Origin of the sequence: Chryseobacterium sp. 2VB (assembly GCF_005503635.1) — a bacterium.
Taxonomy (GTDB): domain Bacteria; phylum Bacteroidota; class Bacteroidia; order Flavobacteriales; family Weeksellaceae; genus Chryseobacterium; species Chryseobacterium cupriresistens.
The window spans coordinates 42016-64089 of the sequence record NZ_SCNC01000024.1 but is presented as its reverse complement, the minus strand read 5'-3'; the positions used below and the strand labels follow the sequence as shown (position 1 = coordinate 64089).

General features: G+C 37.2%; 18 protein-coding genes. 4 read left to right on the top strand and 14 right to left on the bottom strand.

Going from position 1 to position 22074, the window contains the following annotated elements:
* Both FFS26_RS22610 and FFS26_RS18315 read right to left on the bottom strand, forming a co-directional pair.
* Positions 1–168: a bacteriocin-like protein gene (locus FFS26_RS22610; RefSeq protein ID WP_171006348.1), complete on the bottom strand. Its 168-nt coding sequence runs from the start codon at positions 166–168 to the stop codon at positions 1–3.
* 446 nt (positions 169–614) lie between these two features.
* Positions 615–1745: an alpha/beta hydrolase gene (locus FFS26_RS18315; RefSeq protein WP_137905745.1), complete on the bottom strand. Its 1131-nt coding sequence runs from the start codon at positions 1743–1745 to the stop codon at positions 615–617.
* A 152-nt stretch (positions 1746–1897) separates the two neighbouring features.
* On the opposite strand from FFS26_RS18315, the gene FFS26_RS18310 reads away from it, so the two are divergent.
* Positions 1898–3571 carry a glutamine--tRNA ligase/YqeY domain fusion protein gene (locus FFS26_RS18310; RefSeq protein WP_137905744.1) on the top strand — a complete coding sequence of 558 codons (1674 nt, stop codon included), beginning with the start codon at positions 1898–1900 and terminating at the stop codon, positions 3569–3571.
* 339 nt (positions 3572–3910) lie between these two features.
* Here the strand turns inward: FFS26_RS18310 and FFS26_RS18305 are convergent, their stop codons facing one another.
* From FFS26_RS18305 to FFS26_RS18295, 3 genes are all read right to left on the bottom strand, one after another.
* Positions 3911–4807 carry a 3-hydroxyacyl-CoA dehydrogenase gene (locus FFS26_RS18305; RefSeq protein WP_137905743.1) on the bottom strand — a complete coding sequence of 299 codons (897 nt, stop codon included), beginning with the start codon at positions 4805–4807 and terminating at the stop codon, positions 3911–3913.
* A gap of 11 nt (positions 4808–4818) precedes the next feature.
* Positions 4819–6747 (bottom strand): oleate hydratase, encoded by a 1929-nt coding sequence (locus tag FFS26_RS18300; RefSeq protein WP_110010148.1) that lies wholly within the window; start codon positions 6745–6747, stop codon positions 4819–4821.
* An 89-nt stretch (positions 6748–6836) separates the two neighbouring features.
* Positions 6837–7715: an AraC family transcriptional regulator gene (locus tag FFS26_RS18295; RefSeq protein ID WP_110010147.1), complete on the bottom strand. Its 879-nt coding sequence runs from the start codon at positions 7713–7715 to the stop codon at positions 6837–6839.
* A gap of 296 nt (positions 7716–8011) precedes the next feature.
* Here FFS26_RS18295 and FFS26_RS18290 point away from each other — a divergent pair, with 296 nt between their 5' ends.
* Entirely contained in the window at positions 8012–9193 is a 1182-nt protein-coding gene (locus FFS26_RS18290; protein ID WP_137905751.1) for an MFS transporter, read from the top strand.
* A 77-nt stretch (positions 9194–9270) separates the two neighbouring features.
* Here FFS26_RS18290 and FFS26_RS18285 read toward each other — a convergent pair whose 3' ends face one another.
* Entirely contained in the window at positions 9271–10242 is a 972-nt protein-coding gene (locus FFS26_RS18285) for a YpdA family putative bacillithiol disulfide reductase (protein WP_137905742.1), read from the bottom strand.
* Positions 10243–10372: 130 nt separating this feature from the next.
* On the opposite strand from FFS26_RS18285, the gene FFS26_RS18280 reads away from it, so the two are divergent.
* Positions 10373–11014: a hypothetical protein gene (locus FFS26_RS18280; RefSeq protein WP_137905741.1), complete on the top strand. Its 642-nt coding sequence runs from the start codon at positions 10373–10375 to the stop codon at positions 11012–11014.
* A gap of 54 nt (positions 11015–11068) precedes the next feature.
* On the opposite strand, the gene FFS26_RS18275 is transcribed toward FFS26_RS18280, so the two are convergent.
* The 8 genes from FFS26_RS18275 to FFS26_RS18240 all read right to left on the bottom strand — a co-directional run bounded on the left by FFS26_RS18275 (position 11069) and on the right by FFS26_RS18240 (position 20429).
* A complete protein-coding gene (locus tag FFS26_RS18275) occupies positions 11069–12370 on the bottom strand; it encodes a glycosyltransferase family 4 protein (RefSeq protein WP_137905740.1) in 1302 nt (433 codons plus the stop codon).
* Positions 12371–12453: 83 nt separating this feature from the next.
* Positions 12454–14994 carry a YfhO family protein gene (locus FFS26_RS18270; RefSeq protein ID WP_110010143.1) on the bottom strand — a complete coding sequence of 847 codons (2541 nt, stop codon included), beginning with the start codon at positions 14992–14994 and terminating at the stop codon, positions 12454–12456.
* A gap of 31 nt (positions 14995–15025) precedes the next feature.
* Positions 15026–15256, bottom strand: a complete 231-nt coding sequence (locus FFS26_RS18265; protein WP_110010142.1) for a hypothetical protein — start codon at positions 15254–15256, stop codon at positions 15026–15028.
* A gap of 63 nt (positions 15257–15319) precedes the next feature.
* Complete coding sequence (locus tag FFS26_RS18260; RefSeq protein WP_110010141.1) at positions 15320–16369, bottom strand: DUF6263 family protein; 1050 nt, start codon at positions 16367–16369, stop codon at positions 15320–15322.
* 15 nt (positions 16370–16384) lie between these two features.
* Positions 16385–17506 carry a serine hydrolase domain-containing protein gene (locus tag FFS26_RS18255; protein ID WP_137905739.1) on the bottom strand — a complete coding sequence of 374 codons (1122 nt, stop codon included), beginning with the start codon at positions 17504–17506 and terminating at the stop codon, positions 16385–16387.
* Between the two features lie 3 nt (positions 17507–17509).
* The gene (rlmB, locus tag FFS26_RS18250; RefSeq protein ID WP_062674398.1) at positions 17510–18259 is read right to left on the bottom strand and encodes a 23S rRNA (guanosine(2251)-2'-O)-methyltransferase RlmB; all 750 of its coding nucleotides are present in this window, start codon (positions 18257–18259) and stop codon (positions 17510–17512) included.
* Between the two features lie 113 nt (positions 18260–18372).
* On the bottom strand, positions 18373–18846 hold the full coding sequence (locus FFS26_RS18245; RefSeq protein WP_110010139.1) for a DinB family protein: 474 nt from the start codon (positions 18844–18846) through the stop codon (positions 18373–18375).
* Between the two features lie 248 nt (positions 18847–19094).
* The gene (locus tag FFS26_RS18240) at positions 19095–20429 is read right to left on the bottom strand and encodes a peptide-N-glycosidase F-related protein (protein WP_110010138.1); all 1335 of its coding nucleotides are present in this window, start codon (positions 20427–20429) and stop codon (positions 19095–19097) included.
* A gap of 235 nt (positions 20430–20664) precedes the next feature.
* Between FFS26_RS18240 and FFS26_RS18235 the strand changes: the two genes are divergently transcribed.
* On the top strand, positions 20665–21972 hold the full coding sequence (locus tag FFS26_RS18235; RefSeq protein WP_137905738.1) for a hypothetical protein: 1308 nt from the start codon (positions 20665–20667) through the stop codon (positions 21970–21972).
* The last annotated feature ends 102 nt before the right edge of the window (positions 21973–22074 follow it).

Here is a 22074-nt window from a genome sequence, read left to right as displayed (position 1 = left end):
TTAGCATAATGGTGGAGGTGAATCCGGACATGTAGTTTGCCCACAGTAGTCAGGTGCCCATGCTCTGCAGCACATCGCTGCCGGATCCCAGTTGTTGCACCCAAGCGGTGGTCTTCCCCCTTTGACTTTTTTCAATTCTCCTCTTTTGATTTTCTTTAGATTTTTCATGTTATTGATTTTATTTGATTGGTAAGTAAATGTCGATAACTTTTTTGAATTATACAACATGTGGGGAATTATTTAATATTATTTAACAATTCCCCTGAAATATTTAGATAGTATTGAATATGGATTTGTATGGTTTCAGTTTTTACCTGCAATCCCTTCCTGTTCAGAATATTTGAATTTTTTTTAATCCGGTCTGTAGGAGGACCTGGCAGTTATAGATCGAATATTTTGTTGATTTAGAGGTTGTTACACAATTAAATCACATCCTTTACGAAAATAGCTTTCTTTATATAGTTTAATATATTAGAAAACCTTTTTTTAATCTGTCCCATAATTAAAAATTGTAATTCCCTAATAAATGAATTAGCAATCATTGTGCCATAGTGATTATTTTTAGACAATTTTTAACGTATAATTCATTTTTCAGGGATTATTTTAATTATTTGTTAAGAAATAATTGTGAAAATGTTTTCATTATCTTTAGACCTGTTGGAAATAAGATTTCTGTCAATTCCATATAAATTTTGGAAAATATCATGCTGTACCTGCGAACTGGAAAGATATCCCCAATGGTTTCCCGCTTCATATTTAAAGTTATTAAGCAGATCATCTTTTACAAAAGTACAGTCGATAACAGACACAATATCTTTATATTGATCAATACCGCTCGGACCATTTTTACCCAGCCGTGGGGTGAGAATATTTTTCGTAAACTGAGAAGCCGCCAGAATAATATCCTGTCTGTTTAAGTAAATAGAAATCCTGTTAGCCAGTAAGGGCAGCTTATTAAATGAATCCTCAGCATCTTCAAAGACTTTATAGCTCACATCAGCATTTAACAGGAGAACCTGGTCGATAACACGAAGGATATTTTCCCTTTTAAGGCTGTATAACATACTTTGAAGCACTCTGTTTCCCATAGAGTGAGCCACAAGATGTATTCTTTGATTGCAGGGAGCAAGATCCCGGTTGGAAAAAATATCTTTTAAAAATTGAGTATAGAAATAGAACAATCTCATCAAAGATGTTCCCGAATTGATGCTGGAAGCTTTATCATCAAAATAACTCAACGGGATTATACTGCCGGAGGCGGGCCAGCTTACAAATAAAATATGCTCCACAGGAGAGGCTGGATTATCAATAAATATTTTTTTCAGATCAAGTATAGCTTTTAATTCATCATCAAAATCATATAAATAACCATGGATGAATATCATGACATCACTTCTGTCTTTGGTAGAAGACATGTTTTTGTACAGTTCATAAAACATTCTTTGGGTTCCGCCAAGATTATTGGCTGTAAGAGAGGATTTTTTAATTCCTTTTTCGCTCAGCAGGACCTCCAGAACTTCTTCATAACCCTGTTTTTCGGGTTCAGAAAAAAGCTTGTAATTTAAAATATTTCTGTTGGTATAATCCTTTTTCTTTTTGATTTGTGCTGAAGGCTCCTTATAGTTCTCAAAATCGCACCTGGCGATTCTGAAATTAGGAATCGAGTATTCTTCATTGGAAAAAGAGTCTACTCTTTCACCTTTATGCCGGATAATTTTCCGGTTGCTTAGGATATAAACAGCCATAACGGTTAATGGTTAAAATGGTATTAGCTTCCCGAAATTAGTGAAAAATATTGAAATACAACAGGTAAGGCATTTGAATTACCACTTTTACAAAAGCTTATTTTTCCGTAACTTTGTGAAACTTTTTTTGCTAAAAAATAAAAGCTACTTTAATGGAAGAAGAAAAAAAATCACTCAATTTTATTGAGCAAATTATAGAAGATGATCTGGCAAACGGTCTGAAAAGAGAGCAGATTCGTTTCCGTTTTCCGCCTGAACCTAATGGTTACCTGCATGTAGGGCACACAAAAGCCATCTGCATCAATTTTGGGCTGGGCGAAAAATACAATGCTCCGGTAAACCTTCGTTTCGACGATACGAACCCTGAAAAAGAAGAACAGGAATTCGTAGACTCTATTATGAAAGACGTTGAATGGCTGGGTTTCAAATGGGATAAAGTTTTGTATGCATCCGATTACTTCCAGCAGCTTTACGATTGGGCAGTTCAGTTAATTAAAGAAGGAAAAGCTTATGTAGATGAGCAGCCTTCTGAAGTGATTACCGAGCAAAGAAAAAATCCTGCAGAGCCGGGAATTGAATCTCCATACAGAAACCGTCCTGTTGAAGAATCGTTAGATTTATTCGAAAGGATGAAAAACGGAGAGTTTGAAAGCGGTTCGATGTCTCTTCGTGCAAAAATCGACATGGTTTCGCCTAATATGAATATGCGTGACCCGGTGATGTACAGAATTTTGAATAAACCTCACCACAGAACAGGTACAGCCTGGAAAATTTATCCGATGTACGACTGGGCTCATGGTGAATCCGATTATATCGAACAGGTTTCACATTCACTTTGCTCCCTGGAGTTTGAAAATCACAGACCGTTGTACAACTGGTATCTTGACCAGGTGTATGAAGAAGGAAGGGTTAAAAACAAACAGAGGGAATTTGCAAGGATGAATGTTTCCTATATGATTACTTCCAAAAGAAAGCTTCAGAGACTGGTAGCTGAAGGGGTCGTAACCGGATGGGATGATCCTAGAATGCCTACTATCTCTGGGATGAGAAGAAAAGGATTTACTCCGGCTTCTATCAGAAACTTTATTGAAAAAGTAGGGGTTGCGAAAAGAGAAAATCTTATCGAAATTCAGTTGCTTGATTTCTGCGTGCGTGAAGACCTGAATAAGGTTGCCAAGCGTGTAATGGCAGTAGTAGATCCAGTGAAATTAGTGATCGAAAACTATCCGGAAGATAAGGAAGAATGGTTAGAAACTGAGAATAATCCTGAACAGGAAAATGCAGGAACAAGAGAAATACCATTCTCAAGAGAAATCTATATTGAACGTGAAGACTTCAAGGAAGAAGCTAACAATAAATTCTTCAGACTTAAATTAGGAGGAGAAGTTCGTTTGAAGTCTGCTTACATCATCAAAGCTGAAAGAGTAGAGAAGGATGAAAATGGTGAGATTACAACGATCTACGCTACGTATGATGAGAAGAGTAAGTCAGGAAGCGGAACAGAGGAAAGTTTAAGAAAAGTAAAAGGAACTTTACATTGGGTATCTGCAAAACATGCTATTCCTGTAGAAGTAAGAATCTACAATCAACTGTTTACAGTGGAGCAGCCTGACGCGGAAAAAGATGTAGATTTCTTAAACTTCATTAATCCTGAGTCTGTAACTACAGTGAAAGGATTTGCTGAACCGAGTCTGAAAGAAGTTGCTGTGGGAGAACCATTACAGTTCCAGAGAATCGGATATTTTACGAAAGATCAGGATTCTACAGATGATACATTGGTATTCAACAGAACAGTAACATTGAAAGATTCTTATAAACCTGAATAATTTTCAGGAATAGATCATAAAACAAAAAGCAGGACTTCAAATGAAGTCCTGTTTTTTGTTGTTTTTGTTGGAATACGCAACGGCGCAAAGAAATTCATTCTGAATATTTTAAGACGCGAGGAAATCGAAGATTTCCGGCAAGTGTTATACTAATTAATTGATAAATGTTCTAAGGTCCAGTGATCAACAAATATCAATTTTTATCGTAGATAAAATCTTTGCGTCTTAAAAACGGTTTAAAAAATAAACTTGCGCCTTTGCGAATTCCAACAGACAAAATTATAAATCAGAATTTAAGAATAATTGATTTTAATAGCTAAAAATCTGAAATTTAAGATTCTACTTCAGAAAATCCTTGTCCTGATAGGCGGGATTTGGATATTTATAAAATCCTTCCCCGGTCAATACTCCCAGTTTTCCTTTATCAATATATTCTTTTTTTAATTTTTCTACAGCTTTTATCTTTAGTGGATCCTGAGTTTCTTCAGCTTCCATCTTATTGATATTATAAGCCGTCGTGATTCCTACAATATCCAGAATACCAAATGGCCCTGCTGGTGCTCCGGTAGCGACCATCCATGTCTTATCAATCGTTTCTATATCTGAGACTTCATCTACCCAGAGATTGACTGCAGCGCCAAGCAGCGGAACCAATAATGAATTGACAATATACCCGGGCTGTTCCTTCTGGATAGGCAGTGCTACCATTCCAATTGCTTTCGCAAATCTGATCAAAGAATCAAATACCTCCTGAGAAGTTCCCGGATGCCGCATTACCTCTCCGGTATTGTGCTTCCAGATTTCATTGGCAAAATGGAGGGCTACAAATTTCTCCGGTCTTCCTGTAGCCTCAGCAAACTGACTTGGAAGAAGAGTAGAAGAATTCGTTGCAAATACTGTTTTTTCAGGTGCTACTTGAGCCAGTTTATGATAGAATTCCGTTTTGATGGCTGGATCTTCTGGAACAGCTTCTATCAGAAGATCGGCATCCTTTACTGCTTCAGCAAGATCAGATGAATAGCTGATATTTTTGAATGTAGCATCAAGTTGTTCCTGCGTTGCGCTGAGATCTTTTTTGTAAGCTTCACTTAAAGCGGTGAATTTACCTTTGGCTTTTTCCAATACTTCATCATTGATATCATATACGGTAACTTTGAAACCGTGATAGGCCGTCTGGAAAGCGATCTGATATCCCAATACGCCGCTTCCCGCTATCGTTATATTTTTAAAATCCATGAGATTTATTTTTAGTCTTTTACTCCTTTTACCCATTCCTGAAATCTGGTTAAGAAAGATTCATGTTCTTCTTTTTCATCAGGACGGTTTACCAGAATATGTTCAAAATAAGTTCCTTTTAATATTTTTCTTAAAATTCCTTCTCCTAAGAAAGGTTTATAATCATTCAGAGCCTGAGTCGCTTTTAATAAATGTCGGATGTCATACTGTAACGGATTGATGTCCGGAACCTGTTTATTAAGGTTAAGAAGATTGTAAACAGCTATTCTCGCAGTTCTTACAGAGCTTTCCATGGTGAAGACAACATCATTATTGGTTTCTACAAACTGTCCTACAAGACCTAAGTTGGTACATCCTTCAGGAACCACTCTCGGACGGTCTCCCATCGCTCTCGGCATAAACATAGACGTGATATATGGCATGAATGCAGTACGTACAATGGTATTTTCAGTGACATTATCCAGCTGATCTGCTATTCCAAGGTGGTAGCAAAGCTCGGACAGAATCTCGTTCCCGGTACACTGAGGCATTGCTTTTTTGATATAATTACCTTCTTTATCCATCAGTAAAGCATAAACCCAAACCACAAGGATGTCATCCGGCTGAGTAGGGAAGTGCGGTTGCCTGTTGCAGGTAAAACTCATTACCCAATTAGAATCTGTAATGGTGATAATACCTCCTGTGGCTGTTCTTCCTGAATAAGGATCATTTACACACAGTTCTTTCAGTTTCTCTGTGAAAGCAGAAGGACGGCAGGTTAAGGTAGCAGACTCCCATGAAGATTTTTCAATGTGGCTACAGAATTTTTCAGGTTTCCCGAATACTTCAGATTTTGCGGCAAGATTTTTCCACAGTTTCCATCCGGCACTTTGTCCTGCACTGCTGTTGTCTATGGTGACTTCAGGAACGGTATTATTGTCTCCGTAGAATGTACTTTCAGTCATAGATCCGGTAGTCACAATTACGTAGTCGTTTTTACCAACCGGTATTCTTACTTCTTCGCCATTTTGTTCAGTGATAATTCCTTCTACAGTTTTTCCTTCCGTATTAATATGAATATCAAGATCTTTTACCAAAGTATTAAACTGGATCTGCACTCCTTTTTCCACCAGGAAGTTTTTTAATGGAGTTACATACGTATCATACTGGTTATATTTGGGGAATACCAGACATGAGAAGTCTTTCATTCCGTCAATGGCATGAAGGAACCTGTGCATATACAGTTTCAGTTCCAGTAAGCTGTGCCAGTTTTCGAAGGCAAACATAGAACGCCAGAAGAACCAGAAATTACTGTTCAGGAAAGATTCAGAAAAATAATCTTCAATCGTAAGATCATCCAGCTCTTCTTTTTTCTTTAGCAATAGTTTTACAATCGCCAGCTGATCTTTTTTCTCAAGTCCGAATTTGCTGAAATCCTTGATCTGTCCCTGGTTATGAATGAGTCTTGCTTTGGAATAATTCGGGTCGTTGTCATTGATAAGACGGTATTCATCCAATACACTGTAAGGTGCAGGCAGCTCCAAAGCAGGAATATCCTGGAACATATCCCATAAATTTTCATAGGTCATATCCATTTCTCTTCCTCCACGGATGATGTAACCATCTTTTGCATTACCGGCTCCATCCAAAGATCCGCCTTCCACATTCAGTTGATCAAGAAAAATAATATTTTTACCGGGAACACGGCCGTCACGGATAAAATAATACGCAGCCGACATTCCGGCAATTCCGCTTCCGACAATATAGATTTTACTGTTTTCGTATGATTGCTGAGGAATACCTTTATTACGTTGATAATTTCCGATCTGGTCGGAAAAAGGCATCGTCTTTTCAGGAGTGTTAATCTGAACTTCTTTGCTTGAATCCGGTTCGTGGTTTACATTTCCAAACTGCTCAGAGGCATTTAAAACTTTATCGAATTTTGAATTGATCGTACTCATCTTTTATTGTTTTTAATTAACAGTATAAAGGTACCTCTATTCAGAAAGCGATATATATCCTCAAGTTCAGAATTATTATCCCCAAATTCTCATGACTGAATATTTTCTTTAGTTCTGTACTCCGAAGGGGAAAGTGCCGTATGTTTTTTGAAAAAACGGCCGAAAGCTGATGCTGAGTTAAACTGAAGCTCAAAGGCGATCTCCGATATGGTGACCTCAGGATTTCCAAGCATGACATACGCTTCCTTCAGTAATGCTTCATCAATCACTTCATGAGGTGTTTTTCCGCTTGATTTCTTAATGATTTCGATGAGGTATTTATTGGAAATATGAAGTTGATCCGCATAAAACTGAACCGTTCTTTCCCTGGTGATATTTTCACGGATCAGTTTACTGAATTTGAGATAAAGGTCTTTTTTTCCTTCTTCCTTTTCCGGATTTGCAGCATTTTCCTGTTCCATAATCTCAGCAGTCTCCAGCAGCAGATTGAAAATAATGGTACGGATAATCTCCTCTGTAAATTTTCCCTGCTTTTTCGATTTTTTATCGAGGTAATCCAGAAGATTTTGCAGAAGTGAAGAATTGGTTGCCGTAGTTTTTACGATGCTGTATGAGCCTTTGGAGAAAAGATTCATTTTCTCAATGATAAAAGGATTGGAAATATTTTTAATCAGAAAGTTCTTGTCGAAGAACAGCAGTTTCATCGTAAAATCATCACTGGTTTTTCCAAATTTCACAATGGTAGAGGGGGCTGCAATAAGAAAGCTGTCAGCATCTACTTTATATTTCTGACGGTCTATTTCAATATTGATTTCTCCGGCAGTACATATACATAGTGCATAATAATCCATTCTGAAAGGAGCTTTTGGAAATTCAAAAATGGGTTTTCCGGAAGAAATGTAATAGGATTGGCAGCAGTCAATACTGTAAAAAGATAGCGTATCATGTAAATTTTCGTAGGTTATCATTCTTCAGTATTGGTTAAAATTTTATTATGTTTCTAAGTGAATTTAGTATAAAAGCATCTGTTGTTACTGCAATTTACGATTTTTATAAAAGTTTATTGTTTTTATATAGCAGATAAAACTGTTTTTTAAGATAAAGTTGATTGTCTGTTGAAGGTTATTGATAAAAATAGGGTTTAAACAAAGACTTTTGGGTTATTTTTATCTAATTTTGCACTGTCAAATTTCCCCAAAATATTATTGTGAGATTAATTAACGTATATACGAGTTCTTTCAAAGGACTCTCGCAGGAGAGTTGGATGCTGGCGTTGGTAATGCTCATCAACAGGGCCGGCTCTATGGTACTTCCGTTTCTGGGAGTTTATATGACGAATCATTTGCATTTCAGTATTGAAAATTCCGGAATTGTACTGAGCTTTTTTGGAATAGGTTCGGTTATCGGATCATGGCTTGGAGGTATGATTACGGATAAAATAGGAGAGTACAGGGTGCAGAGTCTGAGTTTGCTGCTCAGCGTTCCTTTATTCTGCTTGATTCCGCTTTTTACAACAGAAGCCGGATTGGCAGGAATTATTTTAGCCCAAAGTATTGTAAGTGAAACGTTCCGTCCCGCAAACTCGGTGGCGATTACCAAATATGCAAAACCTGAAAATATTACCCGTGCTTTCTCGCTCAATCGTATGGCCGTTAACCTTGGGTTTTCTATTGGTCCTGCACTGGGTGGTATTTTGTCGGCTATTTCTTATGAATTTCTGTTTTTCAGCAATGCATTGGCTGCTTTGCTGGCAGGATTGATGTATATCTGGTTCTTTAAAAACCGGGCGCGATTAGCTAAACTGAAAGCAAAAAAAGTAAAAAAAGCTATTATTATTAAAAAAGAAAGTTCACCCTACCGAGACAGTAAATTCCTTATTTATTGTGTATTCTGTATGCTGTTTTCCATATGTTTCTTCCAGCTGTTCAGTACCCTGACGATATTTTATAAGGATACAGCTCATCTGAGCCAGCAGAATATCGGATATATTCTGGGATACAGCGGTTTTCTGATTGTACTGCTCGAAATGGGACTGGTACAGATTGCTGAGAAGTATTTTACTTTAGCTTTTACTATGCTGATCGGGACTTTCCTGTGTGGTATTTCCTATGCCATGCTCGCTTTCGATTACAGTCTGATTACCCTTGTGCTGTCTATGACATTGCTTTGCGTGGGAGAAATATGGACACTTCCTTTTATGTCAACGATTACGGCATTACGTTCGGGAGAGAACAATAAAGGCGCTTACATGGGACTGAACGGAATGTCATTTTCCATTGCGTTTATTGTAACACCTTATATAGGAACACTGATAGCAGAAAAATTAGGTTTCAATACATTATGGATCGGAACAGGAGTTCTGGCGGCAGTTATCGCTATTGGTTTTTATTTTATCGTTCCATGGATGCTTAAGGATAAAAATAAGGTAGAAAAAGAGATGATATAGCGCTTTTGATTAAAAGCAAAAAGTTTCGGGCAATTTCGTAGAAATTGCCCGAAACTTTTTTTAATATCTGTAATCATTTACGATGAAGATCTGGAAAGAATCGAATTGATGATCATATTCGCATGAATCCTTGAATTTTCAATGAACCAAAGGTGAGTATCTTTTCCTCCGCATACCACACCGGCAAGATAGAGGTTGGAAATATTGGTTTCCATGGTTTCAGGATGGTAAAAAGGATTCAGGCAGTCTCCATTGAGTTCTATTCCTGAATTTTTCAGAAAATCAAAATCAGGAAGATAGCCTGTCATGGCCAGTACAAAATCATTGTCAATTTCATGAATAGCTCCGTTCTCATCTTTAAAAACAACAGAATTTTCTTTAATCTCGATCATTTCTGCATTAAAATGAGCTTTAATGCTGCCCTCTGCAATTCTGTTTTCAATATCGGGTTTTACCCAATATTTTACACTTTTGGAAATCTCGGCATGACGGACAATCATCGTTACATCAGCTCCTTTTCTGTACGTTTCCAGGGCTGCATCTACAGCAGAATTACTGGAGCCTACCACCACAATTTTCTGCTTTGCGTAAGGGTAAGGTTCCGTATAATAATGCTTAACTTTAGGAAGGTCTTCACCGGGAATATTCATCAGGTTAGGAATATCATAAAACCCCGTAGCGATGACTACATTTTTAGCCTGATAATTTGCTTTGGTGGTTTTGATCTCAAATATCTCATCCTTCTTTGAAACGCTCAGAACTTTTTCATACAGGTTAATATTCAGGCTTTTTTGTCTGGCAATTCCCTGATAGTATTCCAGAGCTTCCTGCCTTCCAGGTTTTGGAGCAGTAGAAATAAAGGGAATCTCATCAATTTCCAGCTTTTCAGCAGTGGAGAAAAAACGCATGTACAAAGGATAATTGTACAGTGAATTGACAATGGTTCCTTTTTCTATGATTACATGACTAAGATTGTTTTTTTGAGCTTCAAGGGCGCAGTTCAAACCGATGGGTCCGGCCCCGATAATCAGAATATCCAACATTTCCATCTAACAAATGTACGATGTAATTTTTAAAATGAGAAGCCGAAACCTCTTAACCTTCATCGTCTTTATCTCTTTAGATTATGTATCGCTTGGCATCAGTTTTGGTGTTTTTACCTATTGCAAAATGTAAAATATGAAAAAATTACTGATCACGGTATTCGTTTTGAGCCTTGTTACAGCCTGTAAGAAAGAGGCCGGGAAACCTGTTCCGAACGAAATAGATTCTATTGCACAAAATAAAACAGACACTGCAGGTACGGTTCAGACCCATGCGGATAAAGAAGCCGCTTTAAAGCTGGCTAATGATGAGGTCTTGAAAGCACTGAAAGATAAAGATTATACTGCTTTTGCCTCCTTCATTCACCCGCAAAAAGGGATCCGTTTTTCAATGTATGCTTTTGTTAATCTGAAAGAAGATAAACATTTTTCTAAAGCAGATTTTGAAAAATACCAGCCTACTAAAACCTTGTTTACATGGGGGACACAGGATGGTTCAGGAGATCCTTATAAAGCAACCATCAACGATTATCTTGGCAAATGGGTTTTTTCTAAAGACTTTACAGCTTCACAATATTCAGTGAATAAATTTATCGGCGGAGGAAACTCCCTGAATAATTTAAAAGAGATATACCCTAAAGCTGATTTCACAGAAAACTATATTAAAGGAACCGAAAAATCCGGTAATATGGACTGGAAAACGGTTCGTTTCGTATTCGAAGAATTTGAGGGTAAATATTATCTGATTGCCGTTGTGAATGACCAGTGGACAATATAGAAGTTAGAAGTTAGCGACTGGAATAAACTTCCAGCCTCTAACTTCCTTTCTTTTTTATTTCAAAACTTCAGTCAGCTGTTGAGTAAGATTTTTTCTTGAAAACTGTTCAATATGCTGGGTATTTTCAATAAGGCTGTCATTTTTCCACAGTTCATATTTTTCAAGAATAAACTTTTTAATGTTTTCTGTATCCTGATAACTGAAATGTTTTCCTGCCTGCGTTTCTTCCAGAATTTTTGCGACATCCGCTTTGTCCGGACCGAAAGATAGAATCTGCTTTCCTGAAGCCAGATATTCAAATATTTTTCCGGGGATAATTCCTTTTGAAGCTTCGTTCGGGAAATTGGTAATAAGAAGCATATCCGAGTTTTGCATTTCTTCAACAGCTTTCCCATGGGCAAGATATCCAAGATTCAGAATATGATTTTTCAGACTTGAATTTTCAATGGAGTGGAGGACTTTATCATCTATTCGTCCTACAAATTTCAACTTAAAATCAGCCGCAAATTCAGCATTTTCTTTCACCAGTTCGTCGAGTGCTTTCCAAAGATTTTCAGGGTTTCTCAGCTGTTCCAAAACTCCGATATAGCTTAGCGTAAATGCTTTTTCAATTTGTGAATTTTTATTTTCAACTGCTTTTTTGCTTGAATCGCTTTCATCAAATCCATTCGTAATACAAAATGCATTAGCTCCGGCCTTTCTGAAGTTTTCAGCATCAGTGTAACTTGTAGCCAAAGTGATGTCTGCATTCTTAAATACAGCACTTTCCAGCTGCCGGTGTTTTTTATCTGAACTTTTAGTTAATTTCAGATGTTTGTAGTAGGAAATCTCTGTCCATGGATCACGGAAATCAGCAACCCATTTCAGGTCCGGCATTTTATTTTTAAGCCCTAAACCAATCAGATGCAGAGAGTGTGGCGGACCGGAAGTAACGATGGTGTCTATTTTATTTTCTTTCAGGTATTTTTCCAGAAATGTAACGGATGGTTTTACCCAAAAAACTCTGGCATCAGGAATGAAAAAATTACCTCTTACCCAAATTGAAAGTTTAGATTTCCAACTTTGGTTTTTGCCTACATCAAATTGTCCGGCTTTGAATTTTTTATTGCTCTTATTCAGTTTTTCAGCAAGCTGATAAGGTTCCCAGATTTTGGTTCTTACCATCTCGATATTTTCCGGAATATCTTTCATCAGTGTTTCGTCCAGCAATGGATAGCTTGGATTTTCCGGAGTATAGATGATCGGTTTCCAACCAAAATCAGGTAGATATTTTGCAAACTTCAGCCATCTTTGAACACCAGGACCTCCCGCAGGAGGCCAGTAATAGGTGATAATCAGTATTTTTTTCTGTTCCATTTGCTTAGCTTAAATACTTTCTGTCATTCTGAACCAAGCGTAGCGCAGTGAAGAATCTCATTGCGCAACACTATTTATATTGTTTAAGCATTCTGTTCAGCTACAATCTCTTTTTTCTTGTTCTTATTCATCCAGAAAAGCCCAAATGCAGCCAACAGGATAAATAATCCGAATGAAAGAAGAGAAAGCCATTTTCCTTTTTCAATCACTTCAGGTTCAAAAACCATTCTGATATGGTGGTTTCCTGCCGGAACATGTACGGCACGAAGCAAATAATCTGCTTTGATATAAGGAACTTCTTTCTCGTCTACTAACACTTTCCATCCATGAGGATAATAAACTTCAGAGAATACGGCCAATTGAGGTGTTTTCGACTGAGATTTAAATTCAAGTTCGTTAGGCTGGTATTTCGTAAGATTGATGAATGCGGTAGAATCTGCCTGAACAGGTTTGTTATCAAAATATGATTTGTCAGATGAAGCAATGACAGCTGTTTTCTTGTTGTCAATAGTCCCGATCGCTTTTATTTCCTGATTAGGAGTATCCACAAATTTTAAATCACTTACAAACCATGCATTGCCATTAGCTTTAGGATTAGGAACAACCTGTGGCTGCTCAGGACCTCCGAAAACCATGTATTTGGCATTCAACAGGTTTAATACATTAGGTGTTTTTACACTATCAATACTATTGATGTATTCATTCAGTACATCGTCATATCTTCTTAATTTTACAGCGTGATAACCACCGATGGAAGCCTTAAAATAGGAGGTATTGGTTTCGCTGGTAACTCCTAATGTCTGGTTGTAAATTCTGTAGTGTGTTTTGTCTTTCTCAGCAATAGTCTCCAATGTTTTGTTGATGTTGACATTGGATAAAATAGATTCAAGATTTGGATTTCCCTGTACTTTTTCAGCCAGCAGATCTGAACTTTCTGTCTGGAAAGGATTTTCAGCAAAGATTTTATCTACATAGTTTTCATCGTTTAAGTAACGTTTGTTTACCGACCAAAGATCAAATAAACTTACAAGCCCAATCACTACCAAAGCAATATTCTGATTAAGCTTTTTCTTTAAAGTTAAGAATAGAGCTGCCGCAGTAATCGCTACATAAATGAATGCTTTTATGGCATCTATTCTGAATAATTTATATCTTTCATCTACAAGATAATCAAGCAGGAAAGGAGGGAAGTAGGTTTTCTCGTTTTCTGTAGCAAAACCTAACAATGATTTTCCAAAGATTAAAAGAATCAATAAAAATCCTAACGTTCCACCTCCTACATACATCAGAATTTTCTGCTTATATTCTTCAGTCAACTTTTCATCTGTAAAGAATCTGTATAATCCCAAAATGGCAATTAATGGGAATAATAACTCTACTACCACTAAGATTGAAGAAGGAGCTCTGAATTTATTATAGAACGGTACATAATCGATAAAGAAATCCGATAATGGCATAAAGTTACTTCCCCAGGCCAGTAAAATGGTCAGGATGGAAGCTCCTAAAATCCAGTAACGGTATTTTTTCGAGGCAAAAAAGAATCCCAATAAAGCAAGAAAACAAACAATTGCTCCCTGATAGGCAGGTCCTGAAGTTCCCGGCTGGTCTCCCCAGTAAGTAACCCCGCTGAAACCTTTGGAAATTCTGTCCATTTCAGCCTGTGAACCCACATTTTCCTGAACCAGCTCCTGAACTCTGTTCATGATTTCTTTTCCCTCGGGTTCCTGGCTTCCGCCTCCCATTAATCTTGGAATGAAAAGGTTTAACGTTTCCAGTTGCCCGTAGCTCCACATCAGCATACTCTCTTTGTCCATTCCGGATTTTCCTGAAGTATGGCTGTCGGAATTTAAAATCTGCTTTCCACGAACCGTTTCTTTTACATATTCTGAATTGGCCATGATTCTTTGTGAATTCATTCCAACCCCGATAACACATGACGCTGCGATAATTCCTGATGAAATAAGGAAGTGCTTCATCGGTGTTTTTTTCTGGATGGCTCTGATCAGTTCAGAAAGGAATAAGAATCCTAAAGCAAGAAACAGATAATAGGTCATCTGCGGGTGATTGGCAGCGATCTGAAGCCCCATAAAAAGGGTAGTGACGATGAATCCCCAGATGTATTGTTTCCTGATATACACCAGTAAAATTCCGGCTAACAGCGGTGCGAAATATTCAATGGTATTTACTTTACCATTATGTCCGGCTGCAATAATGATATAAAAATAAGTCGAAAGTCCGAAGAAAGTAGCTCCCAAAAGAGCATATTTCCAGTTTCTGACCACTACCATTCCCAAAAGGAAAAAACCTGCAAACAGCAGGAAGAGATAATTAACCGGCCTTGGCAGGAAATTCAGATTGCTGTCGATTTTTTTGATGATATCACCTTTAAACTGGCTTCCCATCTGATAAGTCGGCATTCCCCCAAACATGGAGTCACTCCAATAGGTTTCATTTCCGGTATTGGCTCTATAGTCGAGCAGTTCTTTTGCTCCTCCTCTGTACTGTACGATATCATGCTGGAAAAGCTGTTTTCCTGAAAATACAGGAGTGGAATATAAAAATGCTAAAACTATAAATACTACTAATGAAATTGCAATATAAATTAAGTTTTTATTTTTTGCCATGCTGGTTATTATCTTTTATTTCTTGGAATTTTTACCTTTTGTCATTACTCTCTTTCACCTCTTCGTAGTCTACCGTTTCTGCATCCCACTTAAGGTTCTTTTTGTTATTCTTATTCGAGTTGTTGATGTCCTGCTGCCCGTTGTTTTGATTATTGTTATTAAAACGGTAACTATAGAATGTCTTAAAGAAAATTCTTTTCAGAATATTCCAGACAAAGAAAATAATAATGGCAGTGAGTACTAACTCAAGAATGTACTTCATAATTTTTTTGTTTAAAGTTCAGGGTTTAACATGTGAACTTTAAACCCTGAATGTTTATTCAAGTTATTTAGCAGATGGGTTGACCATTACCGAAGAATTGGAAATACTTTTCATAGACTGAGACTGTTTTCCATCGGAAATGGTTTCTATCTGAGTGGTTTTTACGTTGATATTCTGGTTGGTTATCCATCCTGTGCTTTCGTCAAACTTAATGGTTCCGTTCTGAACAAGCTCACTGCTCAGGCTGTGGGTGATAGGTCCCTGAGTTTTCTTTTCTGTTTTCTTGGGAATACCTCCGGTTACTGCAATTTCTGCAGCTCCGTTTCCTAAGCTTTTCATTACATAATTGGAGGTTACTTTAACGGCTCCGCTGGCGTCAGCATTTTCAGAAGTTGACCATTTTTCTCCGATTTTAACTCCTTTTTTAGGAATAATCATCAGGTTTTTATGGAACTGGTCTTTCAGTACTTTTTCGTTGAATGACTGCTTAAGGCTTGCTACTACGCTTGCTTTTTCATTGGCATCTTTGATAAGTGTACCAACTGCGTTACCTACTTTTGTGTAAACAGCATCAAATCCTGTAATAGAAATCACATTCCCTTTTGTATCCATCTTCATCTGAAGTTTGTTTCCGGTAAGCGCTTTGTTGACGTTCCAGATCATTTTAAGATCATCTTCTTTAGGAAGAGGAAGTTTGGTGTCTACTACTACCGTTTTTCCCTGTGCCGACTGAGAACTTCTCTTTGCTACAAGGTTAAGGGTCATTTCATATACGTTTCCTTTGATGTCATCCACTACAAAATTCATTTCATCTGTAGATTCGCTGGTAGCGGTGATGGATTTCCCCTGAGGGTCAGTCATAGTCTTCACATCTCTCTGATAAGTGGTAAGAGGATATGTTTTACCTTTTTCCAGCTTGAAAGTCTGTGTAATAACTCCCGCAGAATCTTTGATAGCCGGGTTTTCTGAAACTTTCGCTACAGAATCAGCAGGAACTTCTACCGTTACTGTTTTTCCGGTTTTAGGATCTACTTTCGTTATTTTTGCTGTTTCTTTTTTACAAGATACAAGAGCTATTGATGATATAAGCGCAAGCGCTGCAATGTTCTTCATTTGATTTTTTTAACTTTATTTTTTACTACTGTTTCTTAATATATTATCTGCAATATCATGCAGTTTCCCCTGGGATTCTCCATCCGATTCATTGGAAAGTACTACGACTCCCATGTTTTTTGATGGATATATCTGAAGTACGCTTGAAAAGCCAAATGTACCTCCTGTATGATAAACAGTTTGCGTTCCGTCTTCATAAGTGTGCAGCCTCCAATACAATCCAATGCCATCTCCTTTACTATTTACAAGAGGAGTATGGGATGCTTTTACATACATATTACCCTCATCCAGATGATACTGCATATATTTCACGAGATCCTCCGTGGTGGACATAATTCCACCGGCAGGAGCAAAGATTGTTGTGAAATTTTTCGGCATTATCTTTCCTTTTTCGTTATAACAAGTCAATAGCTGTGCAGAATTCGTACCAACAATGGTCTGATTCATTTCCAATGGCTTTGTAATATACTCTGAAAGGAGATCTGCATAGCTTTTATGGTACACTTTTTCCAGGATATCCCCCGTAATTTGTGTTCCGACATTGGAATATTTATATTCTGTTCCGGGTACAAAATCCACTTTAGCCTGATGAAGATCCTCATAAAAATTCTTTTTTGAATAGTTCTTATAAAAATCAGACAGTGCGAGAGCGACAGAGTCCATCGGTTTTTTGAATGTTTCAGACTGATCCGGTAAAAACTGAGGCAATCCTGATGAATGATTGGTTAGATTACCGATCGTTATCGGATGTTTTTCAAATTCAAGGTTAGGATAATTTCCATCCAGATATTTTCGAATATCATCATCCGTTTTGATTTTTCCATCTATTAAAGCATGAGCCAGAAGTGTTCCTGTAAATGTTTTGGTGATGGATGCAATCTCGTACAGGCTTTTAGAGGTTGGAAGTTCTGATTTTCCTATTTCTGTTGTCCCATAATTATAAAAATAACTTTTACCATCTTTAAAAATGCCTATTGAAATTCCTACACGTGCAGGATCCTGCATATAAGCAACAGCTTCTTTCTGAACCATCTTATCAAGATCAGTGGTAAGACGGTTGTCTGTTGCTATTTTTTTTGTCTGGGCATTAAAAACCAACGGGACAAAAAATAAAAGTAAAAGTGATTGTATTTTCATGGTTTATGGATTGGGTATCACTGACATTTTCTGTCTTACCGCTTCATACAAAATCGCTCCACATGCAACAGAAACATTCAGAGACTGGGTTTTTCCTTCAATAGGAAGTTTTATTTTTTCATCAGCATGATGCAATACTTCTTTAGAAATTCCGGTTTCCTCATTTCCCATAACGATAGCACATGGCTCAGTCATATTTACATCATAGATTAACTTCTGAGCTTTTTCGCTGGCTGCATATACGGAAATTCCGCTTTGCTGAAGGAAGTCTACCGTGTGGGCAAGATTGTTTTCCTTACATATTTTGATATTATAGATTGCTCCGGCAGAAGTTTTTATCGCATCGGAATTGATAGGAGCAGCTCCTTTTTCAGGAATAATAACTGCATCTATTCCTACGCATTCCGCTGTTCTGCAGATGGCTCCAAAGTTTCTTACATCGGTAAGTCTGTCCAGAATTAAAAGGAAAGGTGTTTTGCCCTGCTCGAATAACTGTGGAACAATATCCTCCACTTTATGAAACGGTACGTCCGAAATAAAAGCAACCACACCCTGGTGGTTTTTTCTTGTAAAACGGTTCAGTTTTTCAACCGGAACATAATTGGGACGGATTTTATTTTTCGCTAAAATGGCTTTTAATTCAGCATAAATAGGACCCTGAAGTGCATTCTGCACAAAGATCTTGTCAATCGTTTTTCCCGCTTCAATTGCTTCAATCACGGGACGTAGCCCGAAAATAAAATCGTCTTTCATTGAAAATGTATTATATAGTTATAGAGTGAATGGTCAATCGTGAATTTTACTTTGTAAGTCAATTGGTTGGATGCCTATTCACTTCTGACCATTGACTTGCGTAGCAAGATTCACTATCTCCCTTTCTCTCCTAAAATTGCTCTTTTTTGTGCCATCACATATCCATAGTGAAGGGTTTCGTGCATATTGTTGAAGATGATGGCATCCTGAATGCTTTTCAGATCCATTCCGAAACTTGTGGTGTAAGGAGTGTAGTCTGAGAAGAAATCACTGTCATAATCCTTCATTAAAATCTTTGAAGTTTCGGTAAGTAAAAATTCTAAATCTTCCACTTCTGATTTCTGAACATTTAAGTTGGGCAAAGTCCCTTTCTTATAGGTTTCAATCCAATACTTGTCTATACGGAAAGGATTTCCGCTCAGGTAATAGTGCAGTAGCTGCTGTGTGGCAACAGTATGGGCAATATTCCAGTAAATATTGTTGTTGAAACCATCCGGAATCAGGATCAGATCTTCATGAGATGTGTTCTGAAGGATATCTAAAAGGTTTTTTCTTACCTGTCTGTGTGCTTGAAAATGATAATTCATTTTGCAAAATTTTTAATCACCAAAAATAGTTTAATAAACTGGAAATGACAATTTTTTTGGGTAGAGGATTGAAGTTAAAATTTTTTAACTATTGAAAAAAAGAGTGAATTAAGGTGGTTTTTTAACAAATTCTTATCGAAATCGGAATGTTTTTATATTAAGCTGTGCAGGATGGTTAATATAAAAACCCTCCTGAGGGAAGTTTCAGAGAGGGTTTTGTTATTTTGTTTTTAAAAGATGTGTTAAAGTTACTTTTTTATGATTTTGTGTTTAAAGGCAGTTCCGTCTTTTAAAACAATATGTAAAAAATAAACTCCTGTGCTGTATGAGGAAAGATCTATTCTGTTCTCTTTATAAGTTTCGGAAAGTTTTCTTCCTTCCATATTGAAAAGGCTTATTGAGCTGACCTCTACTTTTGATTTTACATTCACAAAGTCAGCAGTAGGGTTGGGGTAAATATTCACATCCACTGTTTTGATCTCTTTTACATTCAATGCTGTATTGCTTTTTCCTTGCATATAAACGGATAGCATGACATATCCCTGCTGTTGGTTGAAAACTGCAGTTGGAATTGTGTGTTTCAAAGTATGATTACCTGCAGTTAAGTTGGGTAATGTAAATTCTCTGATGGGAACAGAATTTCCGGGACACCAGTTATTCCATGAAGTCCAGTCAGCAAAAGTTTTAGGAGTAGAACCATAGATTCCGTTTCCTTGAGTATTGTATACACGGTACGGTTCACATGAAATACCTCCGGGAGTATAGGTGAGTACTTGTACGTCATCTATATAGGTGTAATTTTGTCTTCTGATATATTCTTCACCACCACTGTTAGCGCCATGAGGAGTTGATATTACGAAGAAGCGGGCATTGGTAACAGGGTCTGGAAGATTAAAAGTGACAATTCTAACGGTTTCCCCGGTAACATCAGTGTTGTTATAGTTGTTAAGGGTGTTATAACTTAATATAGGTACAATGCTGTTGGTGTCTGTAGGAGTGGCTCCTGTATCCGTTGAGAAAAAGGTAAGAGTTCCTGAAAAAACATCAATTCTGTTTGCACAGCCTGAAACCTGCGTTTGTGCTGCATAGGGAACCCCGAAAACATCCAGTTCCATATAGAGATCATACATGCTGCGCAATGTTGTGTCATGGAATATGCTGTATAAATTGCTGACATCATAAGTATAAGGAACTTCAGAAGGAGTCCTGTTTTTATTCATGAAAGGAGTAATATATCTGCCTATTTCAATTCTTTTGACATTAGTGTCATTGATTGTATAAGTAGTTTGGTTTTTAGGAACCATTGCTAAGAAGACTTCTCCAAGACGGTCATAATTGTCACATAAAGGAGCAATGGTTACACGCATAGCAATTTTAGCTTTAAAAGCATCTAGTTCTACATCAGTAAGTTTTCTGGTATACCTGGCATTCGTCAGTCTTGTCAAACCGGCAGGTACAGGGTTGGATACCATAGTAGCATAGCCATCGTAGTATACTGCATCTGAAATTATATTGGTCATTGTCGTTTGGGCGAAAACGAGATGGGTAATCAAAAAACTGGAAAAGAATAGCTTTTTATACATGTTATTGATGTTTAGTGTAAATATATGAAATATGTATTGAAAATACTTTTAATTTATTTTATTTTTATGTCTTGTTATTGTTTTGTTGTTAAATATGTATTATTTTTAATATCGGATGTGTTTTTGTTTAAATTTTTTTTTGCGTTGAATTAAATAATGAAATATTTTTTTTATTGCTATAATCATAGTATTTATTATTAAATTAGCATGGTATACCAGATTAATGTTATTAATAATGAAAAGATTTTTACTTTTAGCTTTGTTTTTTGTAGTGGTGGTGATTAATGCCCAAATCAATATCAATATTGGGAGTCCAAATGTTGGTGTTGCTCCTATAAGCAGTTTTTTTTCCTATTCTTATGTACAGCAGATATATCCTAAGCAGGAAATTAACGCCAATGCTGCAGGCAATATTACAGGGCTTACATTTTATGTGGATCCTTCCTCTACAATTACTGAATCTTCAAACTGGACGGTATATCTCGGACATACGTCAAAAACTGCCTTTGCTTCCGGTACAGACTGGATTCCTGCAGCACAGTTGACTCAGGTGTTCACAGGAGCCGTAAGCAAGAATAATAATAAAGTTGAAGTTGTTTTTACAACACCATTTACTTATAATAATGTTGATAACCTGATTGTTGCAGCAAAAGAGAATTCTCCGAATATCGATATCAATAATTTTGATGAAGCTTTTCATGTTTATTCACATATCCCTTACTCAACGCTGTATTATAAAGGAGATCGTGCAGTAGTGGATATTGCATCTCCTCCCGGAGGAATCAGGGCGGATTATAAATCGTCAGTTACCATTTCAGGCCTTATACCAAGTGCCGGACCGGCATGTCCTTTTGTCGTTTATCCGGTAAATAGTAGTCAGAATATTTCTTTAACTCCCAATTTCAGCTGGCTTCCGGCTTCAGGGGCTACATCCTACAAAGTTTCGTTAGGAACAAGCTCTGGAAGCTCTGATATTATTAATCAGCAAACCGTATCCGGAAATAACTTTACCCCTTCCATGGCACTTACAGCCGGAACAACTTATTATTTAAAAGTAACATCAGTGTCGGGGAATACAGAATCCTCAGGATGTTCTGAACTTGTTTTTAAGACTGTTCCTCCAATACCTGTAAACGATGCATGTACTGGAGCATTGCAGGCATTGGTATTTCCCTATTCTTATACTCAGAATGATGCTGTATCGACCACTAATAATGCCGGAAATATAAGCGTATGTACAAGTAATGGAGACACAGGAATGAATGATGGGACATGGTTTACACTGACTGGTGATGGCAGTCAGTACACTATTAAAGTGACTATGCCTTCAGGCAGCAGCTATGATCCGCAGATAGGTGTATATAGTGGCAGCTGTAGTAATTTGTCATGTACAGGAACTGTAGACAATGGTGGCGGAGGTGCTGCGGAAACCCTTACGATTACCACAGTATCAGGAACAGAATATTTTGTAAATGTCGGAGCGTATGAAGATACTACTGATGCTCCTGAAAATATATTCACCATTACAATAACCAAGCTTTAAAATTAAATAATCAAGTTTCTGATTAAAAATAAAAATGTTGCAAAAGTGATTTTGTGACATTTTTTTATGGATAATGAGAAGAAAAAACGGGATTGTTTTATG

Bases quoted from the DNA above. Each gene is read 5' to 3' on its own strand.
- FFS26_RS18275 (WP_137905740.1), bottom strand. From the start codon at position 12,370: ATGGAACAGAAAAAAATACTGATTATCACCTATTACTGGCCTCCTGCG.
- FFS26_RS18245 (WP_110010139.1), bottom strand. From the start codon at position 18,846: ATGAATTATCATTTTCAAGCACACAGACAGGTAAGAAAAAACCTTTTA.
- FFS26_RS18255 (WP_137905739.1), bottom strand. From the start codon at position 17,506: ATGAAAATACAATCACTTTTACTTTTATTTTTTGTCCCGTTGGTTTTT.
- FFS26_RS18280 (WP_137905741.1), top strand. From the start codon at position 10,373: ATGAAAAAATTACTGATCACGGTATTCGTTTTGAGCCTTGTTACAGCC.
- FFS26_RS18310 (WP_137905744.1), top strand. From the start codon at position 1,898: ATGGAAGAAGAAAAAAAATCACTCAATTTTATTGAGCAAATTATAGAA.
- FFS26_RS18315 (WP_137905745.1), bottom strand. From the start codon at position 1,745: ATGGCTGTTTATATCCTAAGCAACCGGAAAATTATCCGGCATAAAGGT.
- FFS26_RS18290 (WP_137905751.1), top strand. From the start codon at position 8,012: ATGCTGGCGTTGGTAATGCTCATCAACAGGGCCGGCTCTATGGTACTT.
- rlmB (WP_062674398.1), bottom strand. From the start codon at position 18,259: ATGAAAGACGATTTTATTTTCGGGCTACGTCCCGTGATTGAAGCAATT.
- FFS26_RS18300 (WP_110010148.1), bottom strand. From the start codon at position 6,747: ATGAGTACGATCAATTCAAAATTCGATAAAGTTTTAAATGCCTCTGAG.
- FFS26_RS18240 (WP_110010138.1), bottom strand. From the start codon at position 20,429: ATGTATAAAAAGCTATTCTTTTCCAGTTTTTTGATTACCCATCTCGTT.
- FFS26_RS18295 (WP_110010147.1), bottom strand. From the start codon at position 7,715: ATGATAACCTACGAAAATTTACATGATACGCTATCTTTTTACAGTATT.
- FFS26_RS18285 (WP_137905742.1), bottom strand. From the start codon at position 10,242: ATGGAAATGTTGGATATTCTGATTATCGGGGCCGGACCCATCGGTTTG.
- FFS26_RS18270 (WP_110010143.1), bottom strand. From the start codon at position 14,994: ATGGCAAAAAATAAAAACTTAATTTATATTGCAATTTCATTAGTAGTA.
- FFS26_RS18265 (WP_110010142.1), bottom strand. From the start codon at position 15,256: ATGAAGTACATTCTTGAGTTAGTACTCACTGCCATTATTATTTTCTTT.
- FFS26_RS18305 (WP_137905743.1), bottom strand. From the start codon at position 4,807: ATGGATTTTAAAAATATAACGATAGCGGGAAGCGGCGTATTGGGATAT.
- FFS26_RS18235 (WP_137905738.1), top strand. From the start codon at position 20,665: ATGAAAAGATTTTTACTTTTAGCTTTGTTTTTTGTAGTGGTGGTGATT.
- FFS26_RS18260 (WP_110010141.1), bottom strand. From the start codon at position 16,369: ATGAAGAACATTGCAGCGCTTGCGCTTATATCATCAATAGCTCTTGTA.
- FFS26_RS22610 (WP_171006348.1), bottom strand. From the start codon at position 168: ATGAAAAATCTAAAGAAAATCAAAAGAGGAGAATTGAAAAAAGTCAAA.